Annotated in this window: 22 protein-coding genes; 8 read left to right on the forward strand and 14 right to left on the reverse strand. The window is 61.0% G+C overall.

The window, feature by feature from the left end; translation table 11 throughout:
• Position 1: 1 nt before the first annotated feature.
• The 10 genes from ABNT42_RS06285 to ABNT42_RS06330 form a co-directional block, all read right to left on the reverse strand.
• A complete protein-coding gene (locus ABNT42_RS06285; RefSeq protein ID WP_348695455.1) occupies positions 2-760 on the reverse strand; it encodes a flagellar brake protein in 759 nt (252 codons plus the stop codon).
• Positions 760-1,110: an EscU/YscU/HrcU family type III secretion system export apparatus switch protein gene (locus ABNT42_RS06290; RefSeq protein ID WP_348695458.1), complete on the reverse strand. Its 351-nt coding sequence runs from the start codon at positions 1,108-1,110 to the stop codon at positions 760-762. Before ABNT42_RS06290 ends, ABNT42_RS06285 begins: the two co-directional genes overlap by 1 nt.
• Positions 1,100-2,677, reverse strand: coding sequence for a flagellar hook-length control protein FliK (locus ABNT42_RS06295; RefSeq protein ID WP_348695461.1), 1,578 nt, complete (start codon positions 2,675-2,677; stop codon positions 1,100-1,102). Before ABNT42_RS06295 ends, ABNT42_RS06290 begins: the two co-directional genes overlap by 11 nt.
• Before the next feature lie 14 nt (positions 2,678-2,691).
• Positions 2,692-3,021, reverse strand: a complete 330-nt coding sequence (locus ABNT42_RS06300; RefSeq protein WP_348695464.1) for a flagellar protein FliT — start codon at positions 3,019-3,021, stop codon at positions 2,692-2,694.
• A 3-nt stretch (positions 3,022-3,024) separates the two neighbouring features.
• Complete coding sequence (fliS, locus tag ABNT42_RS06305; RefSeq protein WP_161033980.1) at positions 3,025-3,465, reverse strand: flagellar export chaperone FliS; 441 nt, start codon at positions 3,463-3,465, stop codon at positions 3,025-3,027.
• A 28-nt stretch (positions 3,466-3,493) separates the two neighbouring features.
• Positions 3,494-6,175: a flagellar filament capping protein FliD gene (gene fliD, locus ABNT42_RS06310; protein WP_348695469.1), complete on the reverse strand. Its 2,682-nt coding sequence runs from the start codon at positions 6,173-6,175 to the stop codon at positions 3,494-3,496.
• A gap of 230 nt (positions 6,176-6,405) precedes the next feature.
• Positions 6,406-6,786 carry a flagellar protein FlaG gene (locus ABNT42_RS06315; protein WP_348695472.1) on the reverse strand — a complete coding sequence of 127 codons (381 nt, stop codon included), beginning with the start codon at positions 6,784-6,786 and terminating at the stop codon, positions 6,406-6,408.
• 89 nt (positions 6,787-6,875) lie between these two features.
• Positions 6,876-8,420, reverse strand: coding sequence for a flagellin (locus tag ABNT42_RS06320; protein ID WP_348695475.1), 1,545 nt, complete (start codon positions 8,418-8,420; stop codon positions 6,876-6,878).
• Between the two features lie 300 nt (positions 8,421-8,720).
• Positions 8,721-10,304 carry a diguanylate cyclase gene (locus ABNT42_RS06325; protein ID WP_348695478.1) on the reverse strand — a complete coding sequence of 528 codons (1,584 nt, stop codon included), beginning with the start codon at positions 10,302-10,304 and terminating at the stop codon, positions 8,721-8,723.
• Positions 10,305-10,455: 151 nt separating this feature from the next.
• Positions 10,456-11,103, reverse strand: coding sequence for a response regulator transcription factor (locus ABNT42_RS06330; protein ID WP_348695481.1), 648 nt, complete (start codon positions 11,101-11,103; stop codon positions 10,456-10,458).
• A 140-nt stretch (positions 11,104-11,243) separates the two neighbouring features.
• On the opposite strand from ABNT42_RS06330, the gene greB reads away from it, so the two are divergent.
• Complete coding sequence (gene greB / locus ABNT42_RS06335) at positions 11,244-11,810, forward strand: transcription elongation factor GreB (protein ID WP_348695483.1); 567 nt, start codon at positions 11,244-11,246, stop codon at positions 11,808-11,810.
• Positions 11,811-11,814: 4 nt separating this feature from the next.
• On the opposite strand, the gene ABNT42_RS06340 is transcribed toward greB, so the two are convergent.
• The 4 genes from ABNT42_RS06340 to ABNT42_RS06355 form a co-directional block, all read right to left on the reverse strand.
• Positions 11,815-13,908 (reverse strand): bifunctional (p)ppGpp synthetase/guanosine-3',5'-bis(diphosphate) 3'-pyrophosphohydrolase, encoded by a 2,094-nt coding sequence (locus ABNT42_RS06340; RefSeq protein WP_348696102.1) that lies wholly within the window; start codon positions 13,906-13,908, stop codon positions 11,815-11,817.
• A gap of 289 nt (positions 13,909-14,197) precedes the next feature.
• On the reverse strand, positions 14,198-14,401 hold the full coding sequence (rpoZ, locus tag ABNT42_RS06345) for a DNA-directed RNA polymerase subunit omega (protein ID WP_005665923.1): 204 nt from the start codon (positions 14,399-14,401) through the stop codon (positions 14,198-14,200).
• Positions 14,402-14,425: 24 nt separating this feature from the next.
• Positions 14,426-15,064, reverse strand: a complete 639-nt coding sequence (gene gmk, locus ABNT42_RS06350; protein WP_348695490.1) for a guanylate kinase — start codon at positions 15,062-15,064, stop codon at positions 14,426-14,428.
• A gap of 195 nt (positions 15,065-15,259) precedes the next feature.
• Positions 15,260-16,150, reverse strand: a complete 891-nt coding sequence (locus tag ABNT42_RS06355) for a YicC/YloC family endoribonuclease (protein ID WP_348696103.1) — start codon at positions 16,148-16,150, stop codon at positions 15,260-15,262.
• Between the two features lie 88 nt (positions 16,151-16,238).
• On the opposite strand from ABNT42_RS06355, the gene ABNT42_RS06360 reads away from it, so the two are divergent.
• The 7 genes from ABNT42_RS06360 to ABNT42_RS06390 all read left to right on the forward strand — a co-directional run bounded on the left by ABNT42_RS06360 (position 16,239) and on the right by ABNT42_RS06390 (position 21,875).
• Complete coding sequence (locus tag ABNT42_RS06360) at positions 16,239-17,297, forward strand: serine/threonine-protein kinase (RefSeq protein ID WP_348695495.1); 1,059 nt, start codon at positions 16,239-16,241, stop codon at positions 17,295-17,297.
• 15 nt (positions 17,298-17,312) lie between these two features.
• Entirely contained in the window at positions 17,313-18,248 is a 936-nt protein-coding gene (locus tag ABNT42_RS06365; RefSeq protein WP_348695497.1) for a protein phosphatase 2C domain-containing protein, read from the forward strand.
• 11 nt (positions 18,249-18,259) lie between these two features.
• Positions 18,260-18,994 (forward strand): ribonuclease PH, encoded by a 735-nt coding sequence (gene rph / locus ABNT42_RS06370; protein WP_348695501.1) that lies wholly within the window; start codon positions 18,260-18,262, stop codon positions 18,992-18,994.
• A 98-nt stretch (positions 18,995-19,092) separates the two neighbouring features.
• Positions 19,093-19,677: an RdgB/HAM1 family non-canonical purine NTP pyrophosphatase gene (gene rdgB / locus ABNT42_RS06375; RefSeq protein WP_348695504.1), complete on the forward strand. Its 585-nt coding sequence runs from the start codon at positions 19,093-19,095 to the stop codon at positions 19,675-19,677.
• On the forward strand, positions 19,674-20,951 hold the full coding sequence (gene hemW / locus ABNT42_RS06380; protein ID WP_348695507.1) for a radical SAM family heme chaperone HemW: 1,278 nt from the start codon (positions 19,674-19,676) through the stop codon (positions 20,949-20,951). The genes rdgB and hemW overlap by 4 nt, the downstream gene beginning before the upstream one ends.
• A gap of 115 nt (positions 20,952-21,066) precedes the next feature.
• The gene (locus tag ABNT42_RS06385) at positions 21,067-21,357 is read left to right on the forward strand and encodes a DUF1778 domain-containing protein (RefSeq protein ID WP_348695512.1); all 291 of its coding nucleotides are present in this window, start codon (positions 21,067-21,069) and stop codon (positions 21,355-21,357) included.
• Positions 21,354-21,875, forward strand: coding sequence for a GNAT family N-acetyltransferase (locus tag ABNT42_RS06390; RefSeq protein ID WP_348695515.1), 522 nt, complete (start codon positions 21,354-21,356; stop codon positions 21,873-21,875). The genes ABNT42_RS06385 and ABNT42_RS06390 overlap by 4 nt, the downstream gene beginning before the upstream one ends.
• The last annotated feature ends 3 nt before the right edge of the window (positions 21,876-21,878 follow it).

The raw sequence follows: 21,878 nt of genomic DNA on the forward strand, positions 1-21,878 counted from the left end.
TCTAGTTCAGACCGGCGATGCGGGCGTTGCGTTCGCGTTCCAGACGGGTGATGTAGCGCTGCACGGCGGCCAGACTGCCACGCGAAATATTCATGAATTCGCAGCCGAGACGGCGATTGCTCTTGTTGTTGAGCAGCGTCAGATCGAGCGAATTACGTACCTGCAGATCGGTAATCACGGGACCGATTTCCGGCAATTCCAGCTTGCATTCCTGAAATTCACGACCGATGGCTTCCCCCAGAATCATCTTGTTATCGAGGATGGCAATACCGCCACAGCTGATATCGGCCAGCGGGAAGCTGGTAGGGCCACCCAGTTCTTCCGGCAGCTTGAGCAGCACCCGCACGGGATTGCTGACCGGCGTGGCGATGCGGTAATACTCGCGTCGCTGCAGGCGGATCAGGCTGGCCGGCACGGGTATCCGGTAGGCCGGACTGCCGCCATAGGTAGTGGCGCTGGCACTATCGGCAGCAAACAGGATGCGGACCTTGTCGAGCGAGGTTTCGAACGACAGCCGGCTGGCCGACAGGATGCGCTTGTTCTGCGCCGTATCGACAGCCGTATCGAGTATCACAGTGTTGCTGTCCTCATCGACATCGAGGATGGAGGTGACGCAGACGTCATTCTCGCCCTGGATCAGCATGCGGATCAGCTGTTTCTTGGCGCCTATTCCACGCAGCAGGGAAATGATTTCTCTGCGCGATTCGACTTCGAAATCGTGCCAGTTTTCTAATGCCGTATCCTGAAAATGTGGGTACATCAGTTCTGCTTATCGGTGAGAGTGGCGTTGAGTGAAGCGAGCGGGTCGGGTGGTGCCGGTAGCGGCAGACCAGACTTTTGCGCTGATTCAATATGATATAGCCACGCTAGTAGTTCCGCAATCGTCCTATAGAGCGCGGGCGGAATTTGTTGGTCCAAGTCAATATCCATGAGCAAAGACACCAGATCGCGTGACTCGTGCACGAACACGCCCGCTTCCAGCGCGATGTCGATAATCTGCTCGGCAATCAGGCCGCGCCCCTTGGCCACTACCTTGGGCGCCGCATCGTTGACGCCATAGGCCAGAGCCACCGCGCGCGGCACGGCTCGGGGCGACTGCTCATCCGTCATGGCTGTCACCGTCATTGATCTGGCAGGAACTCAGGGGGATGCCGGCGGCTGCCATGGCCTGCTCCAGCACGCCCGCCTGGGCGCGCAGGGTGGCGCCGCTGGCCGCATCGTCGGTCTGCAGTTGTAAATGGATCTGCTGGCCTACCAGCGTGATGCTGGCGTTCAGTTCGCCCAGTTCGGCAAAACGCAGGCGCAGATTGCTGCGCCAGACGGGCGTGGCATCCGCTTCGCCGCCGCTGCTGCGGCCGCGCGCTGCGTGCTCGTTCTGGCGGCGGATTTCCCACTGCATGGGCTGGCCTGGCCACGCTTCGCCCTGCCACTGTACCCGTCCCTGTTCATGGGTTAGCAATTGCTGGTTGATCTGCTGGGCAGCGTTGCGGTCCGGCACGGCTGTCGCATCGCTGCTGGCCGTGCTAGGCAGGCGCGCCTGCTGCATCTGCGGTTCGCGCTGTAACTGTTCCAGCGTACGTTCGCCGCGACTCCATGCCGCCACATGGGACTCGTAGAACAGGCCACTTTCTTCGATGCTGTTCTGCAGAGTCTGCGCCAGCTGGGCCGGTTCCGGCGCGCCCTGACTGAATAGCGCAGCCTTGCCCAGCAGGGGCAAGGCGCTGGCGGCCGCAGGCTGGCTCAGTAGCGAGCCCAGTATGCGCGCCGCCGTGCTCAGTTCCGGCTGGCTGGTACCGGCATCGAGCCCCGGCAGCTGGGCGGCCGGCGTCAGCGGCGCTTTGCCCAGCAGGCTGGCGCCAGCACTGTGGGCACGGCTGCTCTGACTGGCGCTGGCAGCGCCGCCAGCACTGGCACTGGCACTGGCACTGGCACGGGGGCTGGTGGTGGCATGGGCGCTGCCCGCGCCACTGGCACCCTCGGCGGCGTCATCGCTGGCGGGCAGCAGGGGGCTGGCGGCTGCGGGGCTGCGGCTGGCGGCTGTGGCGCTTGCTGCGGCCGCTGCTGCCAGCGCGGGATAGGCGGCGGCCATGCTGGCCAGCTGGGCTGCCGTGCTAGCCTGCTGGGCCCCTGCGAATGGGGGCGCCGCCAGGCGTGCGCTGGCGGCGCTTTCGGCAGCATCGCCCGCTAGGCTGGCCGCAGCGGCTTGCGCGCTGGCACTACCCGGCGCCGCGTTGCTGGCGCCGGGAGCGCCGGCAGCATTGCCGGCGGGCGCTGCCGGCGCAGACGGGCTGCTGCTGGCAGGCGCCGCGCTACCGGACTGCGGGCGGTACAGGTCGCCGGTGCCGGCCGGCACATGGGCTTCGCCGTACAGCACCACGCTGCTGCTGGGCTGGGCTAGTTCAAAAGTAGCGCGCGGTTCGGCGCTGAGGACAGTGAGGGGCAGGCGGCTGCCTACGCCGGCATCGGCCGGTAGCTGCATGCGGACGGCATGTTCGGCCACGTTGACCATGAAACTGCCATCATTGAAGCGCGACAGTACTTCGCCCGTGACAGACTGGCCAACCAGACTTTGCAGCGCGCGCTGGAAGGCGGCCTGACGGCCATCGCCGATGGCGACGGCCGGACTGGCTGCCGAGACTGCGCCGACAGGGGCAATGGTCAGCGGGCTGGGCAGCATGACAGGCTGCGCCGTTAGACGCTACCGTAAGCGTTGACCACGCGCCGTTCCGTACCGGTGGAATTGATCAGTCTGGATAGCTGGGTCATCCACGGCATGGTCAGGTCGCGGATCTGGCGGTCGGCATTGAGCATCTGACGGATCAGTTCGATCTTGCGCTCGCGCTCGGCGCCGCGCATGGGCTGGCCTGTATCCTGCTCGCGCAGGATCTGCACCTGGGCGGCGCAGCGCTGCTCCAGCAGCACCAGCTGGTCCCAGTCGCTGCGTTGCGCGGCCACGACCATCTGTTCGGTCAGGTCGGCCATGGTGGCATACACAGCCAGCACTTGTTGGTGGTTCATCATGTATCAGGCACTCGCGAGTGAAGGGGTAGGGGCAGGCTGGCCAGTGACAGCAGGCGTATCGGCGATGGCATTCCAGGCATCGCGCAATTCCGTCAGCAGACGCTGGACTTCTTCGAGGATGCTGGGGTCGTTGTTGAGGTTGGCGGTCAGCAGCCGCGCACTCATGTATTCGTAGAGCGCATCCAGACCTTCGGCAATTTCGCCGCCGGCCTTCTTGTCGAGCGCGGCACGCAGGCCGCTATCGATGATCATGATGGCTTTGGAGATCGACTTGCCTTTTTCGCCGATATTGCCGTCGCGCATGCTTAGCAGCGCAGTGCCCAGCGCCACCAGCGCACCGTCAAACAGCATGACGATGAGCTTGTGGGGACTGGCGGCTACTACGCCGGTTTCCATACCTACTTTGGCATAGGCATGCACGCCAGTTTGTCGGGATCCGAACATACTCACTCTCCTGTTAAAGCGTTCGCGGCTACGAATTATTCAGAGCTGCGAACTGTTGCGTCAGGAATGACGCGGTTTTATTCATACTGGCAATCGACGTATCGAGTGCCGTGTACTGCTTACGATAACGTGCTTCGATGTCCGCCAATCGCGAATTAAGAGCCTCTTTTTGCTTGGTAATGTCTTTTACCGAATTATTCAGCCCTGTGGTACGGCTGGTAATTGCCCCTTTGGCACCTAGATAGGTGGCGGCCAGCGCATTGAGCTGGTAGGCATAGCCTTGCGAAAAACCGAAGCTGCCGCGGTTGCCCAGCGCATCGCCGGTCACCGTCAGTTTCAAGCCTTCCACGGGGGCACCGGCGGCGCCCGTCAGGTTCTGGCCATCGCCGGTGGCCGTGTAGCCTCCGATAGTGCCGGCCACATCCAGGCCGTCGACCGAACTGGCGCTGCCGAATACACTGCTGACATCGGTGCCGCTGGCCGTAATCAGTTCGATATTCGATTTCGCGCCATAGCGGGTCGATTGCAGTTTGAGCTTGCCATCGTCGCCCACGGTGGCCGTGACACTGGCACCTGCATTGGAAAACGCCGATACGCCGTTGATGGACGATTGCAGCAGCGTGGCCAGCTGGCTGGGGTTGTAGGTGCCGGCCGGCAGGCTGATCGTGGCGGTGTTGTCCAGCGTGGGCGGGGTGGTGTCGTTCAGCGTGACCGTCCAGGTGGTATCGGCATCGATCGTCGTTTCGGCCGGCAGTGCCAGCGTGCCCTGCAGCGTACCCTGAGTGGCCAGCTGGGTAATATTGATAGCATAGTCGCCTGCCTTGGTATTCGAGCCCGAGCTGACGAACTTGATATCGGGATCAGTACCGCGCCCGACGGCGGCGAACAGACCGGCGATGTCGTTGAAATTGCTGTTGACGGCCTTTTGCAGCTTGGCATTATCCAGCGCCAGCGTGCCGTCCTTCTGGTAGGAAATGCCGATCTGCGACAGATTGGTCAGACTGGTGCCGCGCAAACCGGTAATCGAGGTGGACAGCTGGCGCCGGATACCGGCCTGCAGGCTGCGCAGGGTGGTATCGCCCAGCAGCGGGCCGCCCGACTTGGTTTCAGCGTTGTACGCGCCCAGCGACGTAATCTGGCTGTTCAGCTCGTTGTAGGCTTTGACAAAGTTATTCACGTTGGTGGTCAGCGCGCTGCTGTCCTTGGCCACCGTCAGCGTGGAACTGCCGACCGCCAGTGCACTGATGTTGACGCCCGCGATGGCGCCGGAAATACTGGTGCCGGTACTGGTCACGGCAATGCCGTTGACGGTGGCACGGGTGTCGGCCGCTGCCGCCTTCTGGCTCAGGTTCTGTACCCCGGCCGGATCATAGCCCAGCAGGGCCACCAGATCGGGGTCGGGCGGATTGCCGCCCGAGCCAGCCAGCGTGATCTTCATGGTCGAGCTGGCGCCGGTGGCGCTGGAGGTGAGGATCAGGTGGTTGGGGGTGGCGCCGGTGCCGCTGGAACCATCCGAAACGATGCTGGCCGTGACGCCGAAATTGCCCTTGTTAATGGCTTCGAGGATGCCCTGCAGCGTGTTATTCGTACTGTCGATGACGATATTGCCGCTGGTGCGGGTGGCATCGGCAGTGAAGCTGGCACCGATGTAGGCGCCGCCCGTGCCGGCCGTGAAACCGGCGCCGGCCGGATTGGTGCCGCCCACGGTGATCGGGCTGCCGTCGGTGGAAACCAGCGTCAGACTGCCCACGGCGGTGCTGCTGGAGCCCACATTGGCCGTGCCGCTATTGCCGATGCCGCCAGTGACCGTGCCGCTGACCACTTCGGTAATGGCGATATTGCTGCCGTCGGCATTGCTGAACTGCAGCGTGCCGTCCGCGGCCGTTCCGGTAACAGTGATGTTGGCGTCGGCCAGTGCGCGGCTGACGGCGCTGCCGGCCAGCGCCGTGTCGAGCGCGGCAGCCGTCAGGCCGGCGCCAGCGGCAACGCCACTGGCTTGGGCCGCAATCTCGACGCCGCCCACGCTCAGCGCATAGCTACCGCCGCCACTGGTATCGACGTCGCCATAGCTGGTAGCGCCGGAGGCGCCGAACAGGCTGGCGCTGGTCAGGGTGGCGGAAGGCTTGGCGGTGACGCCGGTGGTAGTGCTTTTGGCATTGATGGCATCCGCCAGCAGACGGGCGCTGCGGGTACTGCCATCCGTTGCGATCACGGTGTTGTTGAGCGTCAGCGCGCCCGGTGTGAGGCCGCCCGTGCTCAGGCTGGCGCCCAGCGCCGTGCCGCTGATACCGAAAGTGCCGCCGCTGGCCGTGCCGAGCGAAAAATTAATCGTGGTCTTATTGCCCACGCCTATGGTGGCGGTGGTGCTCTTGTAGCCGCCGGAAGCGAGCGTCTGGGCCTGGGCGATCTGGCTGATGTTGACGCGGTAGCTGCCCGTCTGTGCCGTACTGCTGGCATTGGCGCTCATGACGGTGGAATCGCTAGGAGTGCTGATCAGTGACTGGAAGCTGGAAACCGAGGTCAGGCTGGAAAGCGAGCCCTGGAAGCTGCCCAGCGCACTGGAGAGGTTGCCGAAGGCCGACACCTGGGCCAGATAACTGGCCGACTTCTTGTCGAAATCCGCCAGCGGGGCAGACTCCACCGCCATCAGTTTACTGACGATGGTGTTGACGTCGATGCCTGAGCCGATGCCGGGTGATGAGATGCCCACGTTGCACTCCTAAGTAAAGCAATAATATAAGACAATATCGGCCGAATCAAACCCGACTTGAGAGGGGGGAATACCCGCCAGTTCGGGAAAAGCTGAAAAAACAGGCAGTAGGGATGTGACAAAACGACGGCCCGGCGTCACACAGACGCCGCCGTGAGAGGCGGGCACGCTAACGGCGGCGTGGCGGTGGAAGGTGTAGCTGCAGCAACTGCGCGTAGTGCGCAGCTGCTTCAGGCGGTTTGCTGGATCAGCAGACCGGTGCTGGACTTCGATTCCAGCGATTTGGCAATTTCCAGTGCTTCAGGCGAAGGAATCTGGCGCAGGACTTCACCGGTGCCGGAATCGACCACTTTGACCACCGTACGCTTGGTGTCATTGTCGACGGAAAATTCCAGACCTTGCGATTTGGCCTGCGACGATTTGTTCAGCTGCGACACGGCATTTTTCACCTGATCCAGCGTAGGCACATTGGCCGAGGCGGTCACTGCAGCAGCCGTTTCCACGGCGGTCGCAGGTGCCCGCGCAGCGCCCTGGCTGGCGGCCGTTTCACTGGCGGCAGGACGGTCGACCGTGCGGGCCGTCGTGCTAGTGCCGATAGTATCGATAGTCATGATGCTTCCTTTGTGAAAAATCCCCGACTGATGACATCAGCCGGGGAACCTAGTCAGAGTGACAACTTATGTCAGCTCATCCCCGGATTTTAGCCACGCAGCAGCGAGAGCACACCGTTAGGCAGCGAGTTCGCCTGGGCCAGGATCGCGGTACCAGCCTGTTGCAGGATCTGACCGCGGGTGAGGCTGGCGGTTTCTGCAGCGAAGTCGGTATCTTGAATCCGGCTACGCGATGCCGACAAGTTCTCGGTCGCGATGTTCAGGTTCGAGATGGTCGAAGCAAAGCGGTTCTGGATCGCACCCAGTGCAGCGCGGTTGGAGTTGATCTGGTTCAGCGCAGCATCCAGCGTTTTCAGAGCTTTGTTCGAGCCGTCCACGGTGCTGACGTCGATTTTGGCGACCGATTGCAGATCCGAACCAGTCGATGCCGCCACGATGTCGGTGGTGGTCGAGCTGATGGTGAAGCCGCTTTCCGACGAGAAGTCGAGGTGGCCGCCTACCGTGCTCGAGCTACCCGAAGCGCCGATTACCTGCTGGCTACCTTCCACTGCAGCCACCGAACCGTTGGCTGGCTGGTCTGGACCGCGCAGCGCCGCAGCGGCCAGCGAGTCATCGGCAGCAGCATTGGTGTTGGTGATCTGGATGTCAGCGCCGGAAGCGTTGGTCAGTTTGATCTCTTTGTTGTGGGTAGTGCCGTTGGTCTGGATCGTTGCGCTGATGCCGGTGGTGCCGACTTGCGCATTGATGGCCTGGGCTACTGCCGACAGATCGCCGCCTTTGATTTTTGCCGAGATGGTCACGGCGGTCGAGTTGGCATCGGCTTCGATCGAGTTGTCGCCACGCAGGGTGAATTGCAGCGAACCATCAGCGAAACCGGTCGCGGCTGGGCCGGACAGGGTAGCGGTGGTGGAAGCGGTGGCCGTCACACCCGAGGTGCCGCTCAGAGCATTCACGGCAGCAGCGATTTTTTTCGAGCTGTCGCCCACTTTCACGTCGACACTGGTGCTCACGCCGGTACCCGAGGTAACGGTCAGAGTCTGGGCAGCGACGCCGTTGGCGGTGGTGGCAGTGGCAGCATTGGCGCTACCGGCAGTGTTGCCGTACAGAGCGGCCAGAGCGTTGTTACCGATGTCGGTTGCTTTAGCCGATTGCACGCCCACGTTAATGGTTTGGTTGGCGTTGGCGCCGACCTGGAATTGCGAGGAGGTCAGCGAGCCGTCCAGGACGTTTTGACCGTTGAACTGGGTGGTGTTAGCCACGCGGTTCAGTTCGTTTGCCAGAGCGGAAACCTCACCCTGGATCGATTTACGGTCGGAATCGGAGTTGGTGCCGTTGGCCGACTGAACAGCCAGTTCGCGAATACGTTGCAGCAGATCGCCGGCGGTGCTCAAGCCACCCTCGGCCGTTTGCGCCAGCGAGATACCGTCGTTGGCGTTGCGAGCAGCCGTCGTATTACCGCGAATTTGCGAGGTGAAGCGCTCGGAAATAGCCAGACCTGCAGCGTCGTCTTTAGCGCTGTTAATACGCAGACCGGACGACAGGCGTTGCAGCGAAGTCGACAGGGATGCTTGCGAGGTGGTCAGGTTACGTTGCGAATTCAGCGATGCAAGGTTGGTATTGATGACTTGTGCCATGATGTTTCTCCAGACTTAATACTTCGATTGGGCTATTTGCTCATTCCCATTGGTCTGTCTCCTTATTCCGAGACAATCAAACCGCTGTTGTGATGACTAACGGTTGCCGTGCGGGAAAAATTTAGGGTAAAAAAGCCGCAATATTTTGTCGAAAACGCCTCAAGTTCCCTGTTGCTGGGCGTCTAAACGACGCCAATTTCGGAAACTTTAGGGCGAAAAAATTTATTTTTCGCCCATGTTTTTCGGCAAAAAAAAGCCCGGCACAGGCCGGGCTCTCTGGGGAAACGGGATTTTTGTTAACTAATCAGCAACGACGACGCGGTTTTTACCCGTCTGTTTCGCGGTGTACATGGCTTTATCGGCCCGCTTGACCAGTTCCGTCTGCTCCTCATTCGGGCGGCGCAGGGCCACGCCGGCCGAGAAGGTGATCAGCACTTTTTCGTTATCGTGCAGGAAGAAGTGCTTGGTCAGTTCGCGCTGCAGGCGGGTCATGGTGCTGGTGGCCGCTTCCACCGTGGTTTCCGGCATCAGGATGAGGAATTCTTCGCCACCGAAGCGGGCAATCACGTCCATCGAGCGCAAGGTGTCCTTGACGATCTTGACCAGATGCTTGAGCGCGCCATCGCCAGCGATGTGGCCATAGGTATCGTTGAGCTTCTTGAAATCGTCCAGATCGAGGATGGCGATGCACAGCGGCGTGCCACGGCGGTCGGAACGGGCGGTTTCCCGTTCGAACACGTCATCGAGGCCGCGCCGGTTCAGGCTGCCCGTCAGCTGGTCTTCGCGCACCAGTTCGCTTAAATGCTGCAGCTTGGCTTCCAGCTGGTGGATGCGCTGTTCGGCATCATGCACTTCCTGCTGGGCCAGCACCATCTTGTCGCGCGCCTTCAGCGCTTCGCTCTGCACCAGCCGGGTTTCGCGCAGCACTTCATCGAGGATAGTGTTGAGCTCGGCGATATTGTCGGCCTTGCTGATCTTTTCCGAATAGCCACCGATCTTTTCATGGAAGTCGCCCGTCGAGGCGGCCACCTGACCGAGCCGGTCGATAAAGGTCATCATCATATTTTTGACGGTGAGCTTGACGTCAGACAGGCTGTGCTTGAGCTGGCCCTGTTTATAGATGACTTCTTTCAGGCTGCGCGTGGCTTCTTCCAGTGCGCGCACATCGAGCGGGCCGGAGATCAGGTTCTGCACGGCCTCGATCTGGCCGCGCAGCCAGCTATCGTCATCGAGCAGCTCGCCCACGTTTTCCAGCAGCAGGCGGAACAGGCGCAGCAGCAGTTCCTGCTGCTCGGCGCTATCGCCGCCCCGTAATTCGATCTGGTAGCACAGCTGCTTCAGGCGCACAGCGATATCGGCCAGCGCTTCTTCGCTATGCGCCAGCTTGGTGGCGGCGCCCAGCGATTCCGCCTCGGCCACCAGCACCGGCGCGCCCGTGAGCAGCGAAGCCACGGCATAGGTGAGGGTGCGGCTGAGCAGATCGCGCAGCGTGCGGGTCTGGTCATCGTCGCCCGCCAGACCGGCGACTTCGATGCCGCCCCGCTTGGGCTGTAAATGTTTTTCTGCCAGCTGGCTCAGCGCGCGGCCATAGCCATCCCAGTCGCGCGACTTGAGGGCACGCTGGCAGCGCCGGCCGAAATCGGCCAGATCGCCATGGGTCTGTTCGCCCAGACGGTTGGCAAACTGGCTCAGTACGGATTCAGGGCCGGGATCAACTGCGCCCAGCGGGCTGGCAGGCGCCACCGCCTGGGTGCCGGCAATTTCATGGTAGATGTCGCGGTAGGCTTCCGGCGTGGGCGCGACGCGCCGCAAGGCCAGACGGCGGAAAGCTTCGCGCGCGATCTCGGCCGGATTCTGCTCGGGAGTATGGGGTTTGCTGGACATGTGAAGCGCGACCTCGTGAAGATAGACTCGTTCTTAACATCTTAAGTGCCTGCTGAGCCCGCCATTCCCCCGAGTAGAGGGTAGAAAACCTATTTCCTTTTGGCATTAATAAACGGCAAGCCGTCGGCCTGTCGGCCAGCCCTGCTGCGGCTTATTCTACCAAGCGGTTGCGGATGGCGTAGTGCGTCAGTTCCGCGCTGTTTTTCAGCTGCATTTTCACTAGCAGACGGGCGCGGTATTCGCTCACCGTCTTGACGGACAGCGACAGCTCGCGCGCGATATTGCTCACTGTCTTGCCGGAGGCAATCATGGTCAGGGTCTGGTATTCGCGGTCGGACAGGCTTTCGTGCGGTGGCGCCAGATGGTCTTCGCCTACGTGGTTGGCCAGTTGCTGGGCCAGCGTGGCGCTGACATATTTGAGGCCGCCCGCCACCTGCCGGATGGCGTCCAGCAGTTCGGCCGGCGCGCACTGCTTGCCCAGATAGCCGGCGGCACCGGCCTTGAGGGCGCGCAGCGCATATTGTTCTTCGCGTTGCTGGGAAAAAATCAGCACGGCCAGATCGGGGTGATCTTTACGGATCTGTTTCAGTACGTCGATGCCGCTACGGTCGGGCAGGGCGATTTCCAGCAGCAGTACCTGGCAGCGCGCCTTGCGCAGCAGGCGGATGGCATCGAGGCCGGTATCGGCTTCGCCGCCGAATTGCAGGTCGGTGGTAGCGGCCAGCACATGTTTCAGCCCCTCGCGCACGATGGCATGTTCGTCGGCGATAAAGATTTTGATGCGGTTCTTGTCAGACATGAGGCTAGGTTTTCCTGATTTGCTACGCCAGCGTTACGTCGGCTGTCGCCTGCATGATACGTGAAAGCGTTGCGACTGCGGGGAAAATCGGGCCATACCGCAACACTGCACAGCGGGCCTGTATTGGCTACAATAGGCTTATGAATAAAGCCTTTGTAAAAGAATCCGATGGCGATGACGATGACGAAGCAGCCGCACTGGCGCTGGCCATCCCGCCCGGCTCGAAAAACTACATTACGCCTGCTGGCTACCAGCGCATCAAGGACGAACTGCTGCAACTGATCGATGTGGAGCGGCCGGAAGTGGTGCGCATCGTCCACTGGGCGGCTTCGAATGGCGACCGTTCCGAGAATGGCGACTACATCTACGGCAAGCGGCGCCTGCGCGAAATCGACCGGCGTATCCGCTTCTTGACCAAGCGCATGGATCTGGCCGCCGTCGTCGACCCCAGCGTGCACCATGGCTCTGACCAGATCTTCTTCGGCGCCACCGTGACCTATTGCGACCAGCATGGGCAGGAACGCACCATCACCATCGTCGGCATCGATGAACTCGATCCCCTCAATGGCAAGATCAGCTGGGTGGCGCCGGTGGCGCGCGCACTCACCAAGGCGCGTGAAGGTGATGTGATCACCTTCCACGCCCCGCACGGGGTGGATGAACTGGAAGTGCTGGAAGTACGCTATCCGGCGCCGAGCGCCGACTAACGCATCAGCTGCGTTCGCGCAGCACGCGGTTGACGCCGGCCACGCGGCGCACATTGCGCAGCAGTGCGGCCAGATGCACGCGGTCCTTCACCTGTATGGTGAAGCGTAACTGGTGCAGCACGTGTTCCTTGTCCTCGTCCATGCCCACATAAGTGATGTTGGCGTCGGACTCGCCAATCTCGGCGGCCACGCGGGCGAGGATGCCTTTTTCGTTATTGATCAGCAGCTTGATGCGGCTATCGAAGCGGCGGTTGAGTTCCGTTCCCCACTTGACGGCGATCCAGCGCTCCGGCTCTTTGGCTTTCTGGCGCTTGGCCAGCACGCAATCGAAGGTATGCACCAGCAGACCCTGATCGCGCCGTAGCTGGCCGATGATGGAGTCGCCCGGAATCGGCATGCAGCATGGTGCCAGCTGGACTGATACGCCTTCGCTGCCGCAGATGGTGACGGGATCCAGTTCGGCCGCATTGTTGTGATCGACGGGAGCGCTGGCCGACTCGCCGCCGCGCAGGCCGAGGATGTGGCGCGCCACTAGCGCCGCCATGCGCTTGCCGATGCCGATATCGGCATACAGCTGATCGAGCGATTTAGCGCTCGATTCGTTCAGCAGGCGTTCCAGCAGACCGTCTTCGAGTTCTTCGGCCAGCCCCAGCGAGGACAGCGCATGCGACAGCAGCTGGCGGCCCAGCGTGATCGATTCGGGCAGATTGATGGTACGCAGATGGTGGCGGATGGCCGAACGGGCTTTACCCGTACGCACGAACGACAGCCAGCTAGGGCTGGGGCGCGAATTCGGATCAGTCACGATTTCCACGATATCGCCGTTGCGCAGCTCGGTGCGCAGCGAAGCCGCCTCGTTATTGATGGTGACAGAGACCGTATGGTCGCCGATGCCCGTGTGGATGGAGTAGGCAAAGTCGATCGCCGTGGCACCCCGTGGCAGCGCAATAATCTTCGACTTCGGCGTAAATACATACACGGAGTCAGGGAACAGGTCGACCTTGACGTGTTCGAGGAACTCGGCCGAATCGCCGGTCTGCTGCTGGATATCGAGCAGCGACTGCAGCCAGGCGTGGGTACGCTGCTGCAGGTCGGACAGATTGGCATCGCCGTTCTTGTACAGCCAGTGCGCCGCCACGCCCGATTCGGCGGTGCGGTGCATTTCCTGGGTACGGATCTGGAACTCCACGGGCGTACCGTAAGGGCCGATCAGCGTGGTGTGCAGCGACTGATAGCCGTTCAGCTTGCGGATCGCGATGTAATCCTTGAACTTGCCCGGCATGGGCTTGTACAGCGAGTGCAGCGTGCCCAGTGCCACATAGCAGTTGGGGAAGCTATCGACCACCACGCGGAAGCCGTACACGTCGAGCACCTGCGAGAACGACAGATGCTTGCTGCGCATCTTCTTGTAGATGCCGTACAGGGTCTTTTCGCGCCCATACACTTCGGCCGGAATATTCGCCAGCGCCAGCGTATTGGTGACGGAATCGAGGATCTTCTTGACCACCTCGCGGCGGTTGCCGCGCGCTGCCTTGACGGCTTTCGCCAGCGTACGGTAGCGCATCGGATGCAAATGCGAGAACGACAGATCCTGCAGCTCGCGGTAGATATTGTTCAGACCGAGGCGGTGTGCGATCGGTACATACACATCCATCGTCTCGGACGAGATGCGCGCCTTCTTGGCGGGCGCCATCACTTCCATGGTGCGCATATTGTGCAGCCGGTCGGCCAGCTTGATCAGAATGACGCGCACATCGGACGCCATGGCCAGCAGCATCTTGCGGAAGTTTTCCGCCTGCGCTTCGATCTGGCTCTGGAACTCGATTTTCTCCAGCTTGGACAGGCCATCGACCAGATTCGCCACGGGTGCACCGAAGCGCTCGATCAGTTCCTCTTTCTTGACGTCCTGATCCTCCATCACATCATGCAGCAGGGCCGCCATGATGGCTTGCGCATCGAGCTTCCAGTCGGTACAGATTTCCGCCACCGCGATCGGGTGAGAGATATACGGCTCGCCCGATTTGCGCAGCTGCCCCAGATGCATCTCGTCCGAGAAGCGGTAGGCTTCCTTGACCTTTTTCAGGTCGGCGGGCGACATGTATTCGGCCAGGCGTTCAGTCAGATGGGAGATCGAAGCGACGCCCGCAGTTACAGTGGGCGCAGCCAGAGGCGACGTAGCAATCACAGGGGGAACCGGAACAGCAGAGGTGGAAGGTGTAGCGGAGGGGGCTGCAAGCGCAGTTGCAGCAGCGACACTGCCGTGGCCAGCCTGCGGGCTAGCCGTTGCCGCAACCGGCGCGCTGGCCGGTTCGGCGGGAGTCGTGCTCTGGCCAGAGCTGGCCGGAGACGGAGCGGCAGTGAGCTGATTCATACAGGAACCAGCTTGATTACATCGGAACCTTTTTCAGCATTTCCAGACCGACTTTGCCGGCAGCGATTTCGCGCAGGGCGACCACGGTAGGCTTGTCCTTGGCTTCTACTTTAGGCGTATGGCCTTGCAGCAGCTGGCGTGCGCGATAGGTCGCGGCCAGGGTCAGCTGGAAGCGGTTAGGAACATTTTTCAGACAATCTTCAATAGTAATACGGGCCATCATAACTCCTAAAATCTTGTGTATTTATTCAGCGTGGATACCCAGTTGGGCAAACAGCGAGGCGTTGCGTGCCGCTTGTTGCGCAAACCGGCAACGGGCCGCTCTGACTATCGCCGTCAATTCACTGAGTGCGACGGCAAATTCTTCGTTGATAATAGCATACTCGAACTCGGGAGCGTGGGCGATTTCGCCGCCCGCTGCCAGCAGCCGGCGCGTGATCACATGCGGCGCATCGGTCGCACGTTTTTTCAGGCGCTCTTCCAGCGCATCGATCGATGGTGGCAGGATGAAAATCCCGGCAGCCTGCGGGAACTGTTTCTTCACCTGACGCGCGCCCTGCCAGTCGATTTCCAGCAGAATATCGGTACCCGTCTTCATCTGTTCTTCGATCACGATGCGCGACGTGCCGTAGTAATTACCGTGCACTTCGGCCCACTCGAGAAACTCGCCCGCTTCCGCGCGCTGCTCGAAATCTTCGGCCGTCGTAAAGTAGTATTCCTTGCCGTGGGTCTCGCCCGGACGCGGTGGCCGCGTAGTGGTCGAGATCGACAGTTTGATGCTGGGCTCCTGCGCCAGCAGAGCATTGACGAGCGTGGACTTGCCGGCGCCCGAAGGGGCGACGACCATGAACAGGCTGCCTGCAAATGCGTTGGTTAAGCTCATCGTGATCTTTCCTGAGGTGGGCAGTGAGCGCCCAAAGGAGTATTTTACCAAGAGCCAAGTTCTGCCACCAAATTCGGGGTCAGATCTGTCATTCGGACATCCAGCGTGTCCGTTTGAGTTAGCTCATGATCTGCCTTGGCAAAAAAAACGCAGACCGTTGCGGGTCTGCGTCTTTGGGTACCGATGCCGGTGCGCTTATTCGAGATTCTGTACCTGTTCGCGCATCTGCTCGATCAGCAGCTTGAGTTCCATCGAAGCATCGGCCAGTTCCTTGACGGAGGCTTTGGCGCCCAGCGTGTTGGCCTCGCGGTTGAGTTCCTGCATCATGAAGTCCAGTCGCTTGCCGACCTGACCGCCTTTTTTGAGGATGTGGCGGGTTTCGTTCAAGTGCGCTGACAGCCGGCCCAGTTCTTCCGCCACGTCGATACGGATGCCGTACAGGATCACTTCCTGACGGATGCGTTCCAGCGCATCCTGACGCGACAGCGCCGAATTGGAGCCCTGACAGGCCAGCCCCAGCGCATCCTGCATGCGCTCCACGGCTTTCTGCTGGAAGGCTGCCACCACCTGCGGGATCAGCGGGGTGATGCGCTTGACGATGGCTTCCATCGCATCAATGCGCGCCGTCAGCATGGCTTCCAGTGCTGCGCCTTCGCGCTGGCGGCTGGTGACAAAGGCGCTCAGGGTGCGCGTCATCAGTGCGGCCACATCGGCCTGCAGCGACTCCTGTCCGATTTCCGCCTCTTCGATCACGCCGGGCCAGCGCAGCAGTTCCGCCACCGACATGGTGTGGGCGGCCGGGAAGTGGCTGCTGACTTCGTTCTGTAGGCGTTGTAATTCGGTCAACAGTGGCAGATTCAGCGCCTGCGTACCAGCACTGGCTGCCTTGCGGCCGAAACTCAGGCGCAATTCCACTTTGCCGCGCGTGATCGCGCCCATGATGGCTGAGCGCAAATCCGGTTCCAGTGCGCGCAAATCGTCGTTTATTCGAAACTGTAGATCGAGAAAGCGCGAGTTGACGCTCTTGATTTCGATGGTCAGTGTACCCGCAGCACTTTCGCTGGTGGCGACCGCGTAGCCCGTCATACTGGAAATGCTCAAAGGATGTCCCCGGTTAAATCTTTACAAAACAGTGATTTATCCACACAATCGGCGGGTTCAGGCGAGGAGTCCTATGGCAGCACAAAACAACGCCCCCCTACCAGATGGTCTGGAAATTGCTGGATATCGCATTGTAAAGAAAATTGCGTCGGGTGGGTTCAGTATTGTTTACCTTGCTTACGATAGCGAGGGCGCGGCGGTGGCCATCAAGGAGTATCTGCCGGCTGCGCTGGTGCAGCGCGGCGCCGGCGAACTGGTGCCGACCGTGGCCTCGGCCCACCTGCCAGCCTTCCGCATCGGCCTCAAATGCTTCTTCGAGGAGGGCCGCGCACTGGCCCGTATCGCCCATCCCAACGTGGTCAGCGTGCGCAATTTCTTCCGCGCCCATGAAACGGTTTACATGGTTATGGCCTATGAATCGGGCAATACGCTGCAGGACTACATCGCACGCCAGCGCAACCGCGGCAGCAAAGTAGGCGAAGCCTTCATTCGCACTATTTTCCTGCAAGTGATCAAAGGGTTGCGCGAAGTACACGCCAGCAAACTGCTGCATCTTGATCTGAAGCCGGCCAATATCTATCTGCGCACCGATGGCACGCCCATGCTGCTGGATTTCGGCGCAGCGCGCCAGACTCTGAATCAGGACCTTCCCACGCTCACGCCCATGTACACGCCCGGTTATGCAGCGCCCGAGCTGTATGACAAAGGCGGCGGGCTGGGGCCGTGGTCGGATATCTACAGTCTGGGCGCGGCCATGTTCGCCTGTATGGTGGGCGCGCCGCCCCAGCCGGCCGACCAGCGTCGTAGCGAAGACAAGATGGCTGCCCACTTCGTGCAACTGCAAGGGCAGTATTCGGCCGAAATACTGAAACTAGTTGAATGGTGTCTGGCTTTGCAGCCGCTGGAGCGGCCGCAAAGTCTGTTCGCGCTGCAGAAAGTGCTGGCTGCCACTGCACCGGCCGCCAGCGCCGGCGGCGCGGCCGTCGGTGCGCCAGCGGATGCGCTGACCGATCCGCTTGGAGCTTCAGGGACTGGTACGCTCGCACGCCTGACCAACGGCTTGCGACGCTGGCTGCGGAGTGGGGACAGCGCCGGCGCCGCACCGTCTACAGGACCGGCCACGCGCCAGTAGCGAGGAATCAGCACAATGCAATTTTCCGTCTACCAGCAAAGCCATATTGGCGCGCGCAAGCAGAATCAGGATCGCATGGGCTACAGCTATACGCGCGATGCGTTGCTGCTGGTGCTGGCCGACGGCATGGGCGGCCATGCCCATGGCGAGGTAGCGGCCACGGTGGCGTTACAGACCATTTCGCTGCTGTTCCAGCAGCAGGCCACGCCGTATGTGAAGAAGCCCGAACAGTTTCTGCAGCAGGCCATACTGGCGGCACACGAAACCATCCACCGCCACCGGCAGGTCAAGGGCCTGAGCGAAACTCCACGCACCACCATTGTGGCGGCGCTGGTGCAGCACAACACGGCCGTGTGGGCCCATTGCGGCGATTCGCGCCTGTACTGGCTGCGCGACGGTCAGGTGCTGGGCCGTACGCGCGACCACTCGCATATCGAAAATCTGATCGCCAAGGGACTGGTCACCGAGCAGCAGCGCCACACCCACCCTGACCGCAACAAGCTGTTTAACTGCCTCGGCGCGGATACCCTGCCGCGGGTAGAACTAGGGCAGGGCGCGCTGCAGGGCGGCGATGTGCTGTTGTTGTGCTCCGATGGCTTGTGGTCTATGCTGCCGGACCTCGAAATCGCCCGCAGGGTACAGCAGCCCATCGTGCGCGCCGTTCCGGCCATGCTGCAGGCAGCGCTGGACGCGGCGGGCCGGCGTAGTGATAACGTGACGGCGCTGGCGATTACGTGGCAGGGCAGCGCCGTGGCCGACCCGCGCGGCAAGGCAGCCGACGAGCTATCGAGTATGATCTCGACCGAAGCACTGACCCAGCAGGAACATAGCAGTACGATCGTGCGCAGCGCCGATGGCCAGCGCGCCGATCTGTTCGACGATGCTGAAATCGAAAAAGCCATCGCCGAAATTCGCGGGGCCATCGCTAAATCATCACAATTACTCAAATAAGGAAGAACCGTATGACTTTTGTCTCTCGCCCAAGTGGCCGCCCCGTCGATGCGTTGCGCACCCTGCGCCTGACCCGCAACTACACCAAGCACGCCGAAGGCTCCGTGCTGATCGAGTGCGGCGACACCAAAGTGATCTGCACCGCCAGCATCGAAGAAAAAGTGCCGGGCTTCCTGAAGGGCAAAGGGCAGGGCTGGATGACGGCCGAATACGGCATGCTGCCCCGTTCCACCCACAGCCGCATGGATCGCGAAGCGGCACGCGGCAAACAGTCCGGCCGCACGCAGGAAATCCAGCGCCTGATCGGCCGCTCGCTGCGCGCTGCCTTCGATCTGGAAGCCTTTGGTGAACGCACGCTGCACCTTGATTGCGACGTGATACAGGCGGACGGTGGTACCCGCACGGCCTCCATCACGGGCGCCATGGTGGCGGCCTATGATGCTTTCTCCAAGCTGGTGGCCAGTGGCGCCGTGCCGGCGATTCCGCTCAAGAGCTTTGTTGCGGCGATTTCGGTGGGCGTGTATCAGGGCATGCCCGTACTCGATCTCGACTACGTGGAAGATTCCGGCTGCGATACCGATATGAACGTGGTGATGAACGATGCCGGCCACTTTATCGAAGTGCAGGGCACGGCCGAAGGCGCGGCCTTTGACCGCGCCGGCATGAACCGCCTGCTGGATCTGGCGCAGGCCGGTATTGCCGATCTGATCAAACTGCAGAAGCAGGCGCTCGGTCTGACTGCCTGATCGCTTCCCCATCTCTGCCGCATGCTGGCGCGCCCACGGTGCGCCAGCCAAACGGTTTACAATGTCGGCTTCCAAGTATTTTTAGCGCTGCCGACATCATGACTCAACGCCTGATCCTCGCCTCGAACAACGCGGGCAAACTCAAAGAATTCAACCAGTTGCTGTCCACCGTGGGTTATGCCGTCCACGCGCAGGGCGAATACAACGTACCGGAAGCGGACGAGCCTTTCCACACGTTTGTGGAAAACGCGCTGCAGAAGGCCCGTCACGCTGCCCGCCTGACCGGGTTGCCAGCGCTGGCCGATGATTCCGGCGTGTGCGTGAATGCGCTGGGCGGTGCACCGGGCGTGTATTCGGCACGCTATGCGGGCGAGCCTAAATCGGACGCGCGCAACAGCGCCAAGCTGATCGCCGATCTGGCCCAGCATGCCGACAAATCGGCCTACTACTATTGCGTGCTGGTGTTCGTGCGCCATGCCGATGATCCGCAACCGGTGATTGCCGATGGCCGCTGGAATGGCGAAATCATCGCCGAGGCGCGCGGTGAAGGTGGCTTCGGCTACGATCCGCATTTCTACATTCCGGCACTGGGCAAGTGCGTGGCCGAACTGGCAGCGGACGAGAAGAATCGCCTGTCGCACCGCGGACAGGCGCTGCGTGCACTGGTCGAGAAGCTCAAATGATCCCGATTAAAGTTATCGGCACCGGTTCGAAAGGTGCCAGCCAGCCCAGCGCACCAAGCAGCCATAGCGATGTGGCGGGCGTGGCGGCCAAGTATCTAGCCGGTGGTACGCTGAATCTGACGGCACTGCCGCCGCTGTCGCTGTACATCCATTTCCCTTGGTGCGTAAAGAAGTGCCCTTATTGCGACTTCAATTCGCATGAAGCCAAGGATGGCGGGCATCAGGCCGGCTTCCCCGAGAAGGAATATCTGGATGCGCTGCGGCTTGACCTGGAAATGGCGCTGCCGCTGATCTGGGGACGCAAGATCTACACCATCTTCATCGGTGGTGGCACGCCTAGCTTGCTGTCGGCGGCGGGGCTGGATCGTCTGCTGTCCGACGTGCGTACCTTGTTGCCGCTCGATAGCGATGTCGAGATCACAATGGAAGCCAATCCGGGCACTTTTGAGGCCGAGAAGTTCAAGTCTTACCGCGCCAGCGGTGTGAACCGGCTGTCGATCGGCATCCAGAGTTTTAGCGACCGTCACCTGAAGGCGCTGGGTCGCATACACGATGATGGCGAAGCACGCCGCGCGGTCGATATCGCCGTGGCGAACTTCGATAACTTCAACCTCGATCTGATGTATGCGCTGCCATCGCAGACGCTGGAAGAAGCGCAGCGCGATATCGAAACGGCGCTGTCCTATCAACCGCCGCATCTGTCGCTGTACCATCTGACGATGGAGCCGAATACCCTGTTTGCCAAGTATCCGCCGGCGCTGCCGGACGACGATGCCAGCGCCGACATGCAGGACATGATCGCCGAAGTAACGGCGGCCAACGGCTACCAGCATTACGAAGTGTCGGCCTATGCGAAAGCCGGACGACGTGCGCGCCACAATCTCAACTACTGGGAGTTCGGTGACTATCTGGGTATCGGTGCCGGTGCCCACTCCAAGCTGTCGTTCCCGCACCGCATACTGCGTCAGGCCCGCTACAAGCAGCCCAAGGCGTATATGGAGCAGGTGGCACTGGGCGCGCCCGTGCAGGAGGAGCGCGAAATCGGCCGCGACGAAATGGGTTTCGAGTTCATGCTGAATACCCTGCGTCTGTGCGGCGGCTTCGATCCGCGTCTGTTCATGGAGCGTACCGGCATGGCACTGAACGCCATCGAGCGCCAGTTAAACGCCGCAGAAGCCAAGGGCTTGCTGTACCGTGACCACCAGATCATCCGCCCGACCGAACTGGGTCAGCGCTTCCTCAATGATCTGCAGGAGATGTTTTTGACGAGCTAGTTGATACTGTGTCATGCGAGCGGAATTTAATCTTTCGCCTCTGATCTGGCGCATGTACGGTTGTCTTGTGTTGTACGGCTAGCTGCCGTATTCTGCAATGCAGGAGGAAGATTCCATGTCCGCACCACCTACATCGACAGCTCGTCTGGAAGCAAGGATCAGTAGTGATCTGCATGAGCTGTTGAAGCGTGCCGCTGAATTGCAGGGGCGTAGCGTTACGGATTTTGTCGTGGCAGCCGTTCAGGAGGCTGCACAACGTGCCATCGAACAGGCGGAAGTAATGCGTCTGTCGCGGGCCGATCAGGAATGCTTTGCTGAAGCCTTGCTGGCCCATGCTCCAGCACAGCCGGCGCCAGCGCTGGAGCGCGCATTCAAGCGACGCTCGAAATTACTGCGTAGTGAATGAGCACAGCGCCATTTCGGCTCGTCCCATTTGATAGAGCCTATGATCGCTCGGCCTTTCGTAGCGATTCGGTTCAGTTGAATTGCTATCTGAAGCAGCAAGTCACGCAGGATATACGCCGTCGTATGGCCGCCTGTTTCGTAGCACTGGCTGAAGGCCAGCGTATTGCTGGTTACTACACACTGGCATCGGCAAGCATCCCTTTGACGGAACTTCCTGCTAGCACCGGTAGAAAATTGTCGAGATATCCAGCCGTGCCTGCGATTCGTATGGGGCGGCTTGCGGTTGATCGGGCTTTCAAAGGAAAGGGGCTGGGTGGCGCGCTACTGGCTGATGCACTGGAGCGCGCTGCCAGTTCCGAGATTGCTGCTTTTGCTTTGATGGTTGATGCAAAAGATAAGTCTGCAATGGCTTTTTATCAGCATCACGGATTCATATCCCTGCCGGAGATGGCATACACACTGTTCTTGCCGCTGGCTGGCGTACGTGCGCGCAAGACCAGCGAATCACGATCGTCATAATGA

This window comes from Duganella fentianensis, assembly GCF_964031615.1.
GTDB classification, from domain to species: domain Bacteria; phylum Pseudomonadota; class Gammaproteobacteria; order Burkholderiales; family Burkholderiaceae_D; genus Rugamonas; species Rugamonas fentianensis_A.

Bases quoted from the DNA above. Each gene is read 5' to 3' on its own strand.
- ABNT42_RS06330 (WP_348695481.1), bottom strand. From the start codon at position 11,103: ATGTCTGACAAGAACCGCATCAAAATCTTTATCGCCGACGAACATGCC.
- hemW (WP_348695507.1), top strand. From the start codon at position 19,674: ATGATCCCGATTAAAGTTATCGGCACCGGTTCGAAAGGTGCCAGCCAG.
- rdgB (WP_348695504.1), top strand. From the start codon at position 19,093: ATGACTCAACGCCTGATCCTCGCCTCGAACAACGCGGGCAAACTCAAA.
- ABNT42_RS06340 (WP_348696102.1), bottom strand. From the start codon at position 13,908: ATGTCGCCCGCCGACCTGAAAAAGGTCAAGGAAGCCTACCGCTTCTCG.
- ABNT42_RS06285 (WP_348695455.1), bottom strand. From the start codon at position 760: ATGTACCCACATTTTCAGGATACGGCATTAGAAAACTGGCACGATTTC.
- ABNT42_RS06365 (WP_348695497.1), top strand. From the start codon at position 17,313: ATGCAATTTTCCGTCTACCAGCAAAGCCATATTGGCGCGCGCAAGCAG.
- fliS (WP_161033980.1), bottom strand. From the start codon at position 3,465: ATGTTCGGATCCCGACAAACTGGCGTGCATGCCTATGCCAAAGTAGGT.
- gmk (WP_348695490.1), bottom strand. From the start codon at position 15,064: ATGAGCTTAACCAACGCATTTGCAGGCAGCCTGTTCATGGTCGTCGCC.
- rpoZ (WP_005665923.1), bottom strand. From the start codon at position 14,401: ATGGCCCGTATTACTATTGAAGATTGTCTGAAAAATGTTCCTAACCGC.
- ABNT42_RS06385 (WP_348695512.1), top strand. From the start codon at position 21,067: ATGTCCGCACCACCTACATCGACAGCTCGTCTGGAAGCAAGGATCAGT.
- rph (WP_348695501.1), top strand. From the start codon at position 18,260: ATGACTTTTGTCTCTCGCCCAAGTGGCCGCCCCGTCGATGCGTTGCGC.
- ABNT42_RS06355 (WP_348696103.1), bottom strand. From the start codon at position 16,150: ATGACGGGCTACGCGGTCGCCACCAGCGAAAGTGCTGCGGGTACACTG.
- ABNT42_RS06300 (WP_348695464.1), bottom strand. From the start codon at position 3,021: ATGATGAACCACCAACAAGTGCTGGCTGTGTATGCCACCATGGCCGAC.
- greB (WP_348695483.1), top strand. From the start codon at position 11,244: ATGAATAAAGCCTTTGTAAAAGAATCCGATGGCGATGACGATGACGAA.
- ABNT42_RS06390 (WP_348695515.1), top strand. From the start codon at position 21,354: ATGAGCACAGCGCCATTTCGGCTCGTCCCATTTGATAGAGCCTATGAT.
- ABNT42_RS06315 (WP_348695472.1), bottom strand. From the start codon at position 6,786: ATGACTATCGATACTATCGGCACTAGCACGACGGCCCGCACGGTCGAC.
- ABNT42_RS06325 (WP_348695478.1), bottom strand. From the start codon at position 10,304: ATGTCCAGCAAACCCCATACTCCCGAGCAGAATCCGGCCGAGATCGCG.
- ABNT42_RS06360 (WP_348695495.1), top strand. From the start codon at position 16,239: ATGGCAGCACAAAACAACGCCCCCCTACCAGATGGTCTGGAAATTGCT.
- ABNT42_RS06295 (WP_348695461.1), bottom strand. From the start codon at position 2,677: ATGCTGCCCAGCCCGCTGACCATTGCCCCTGTCGGCGCAGTCTCGGCA.
- ABNT42_RS06290 (WP_348695458.1), bottom strand. From the start codon at position 1,110: ATGACGGATGAGCAGTCGCCCCGAGCCGTGCCGCGCGCGGTGGCTCTG.
- ABNT42_RS06320 (WP_348695475.1), bottom strand. From the start codon at position 8,420: ATGGCACAAGTCATCAATACCAACCTTGCATCGCTGAATTCGCAACGT.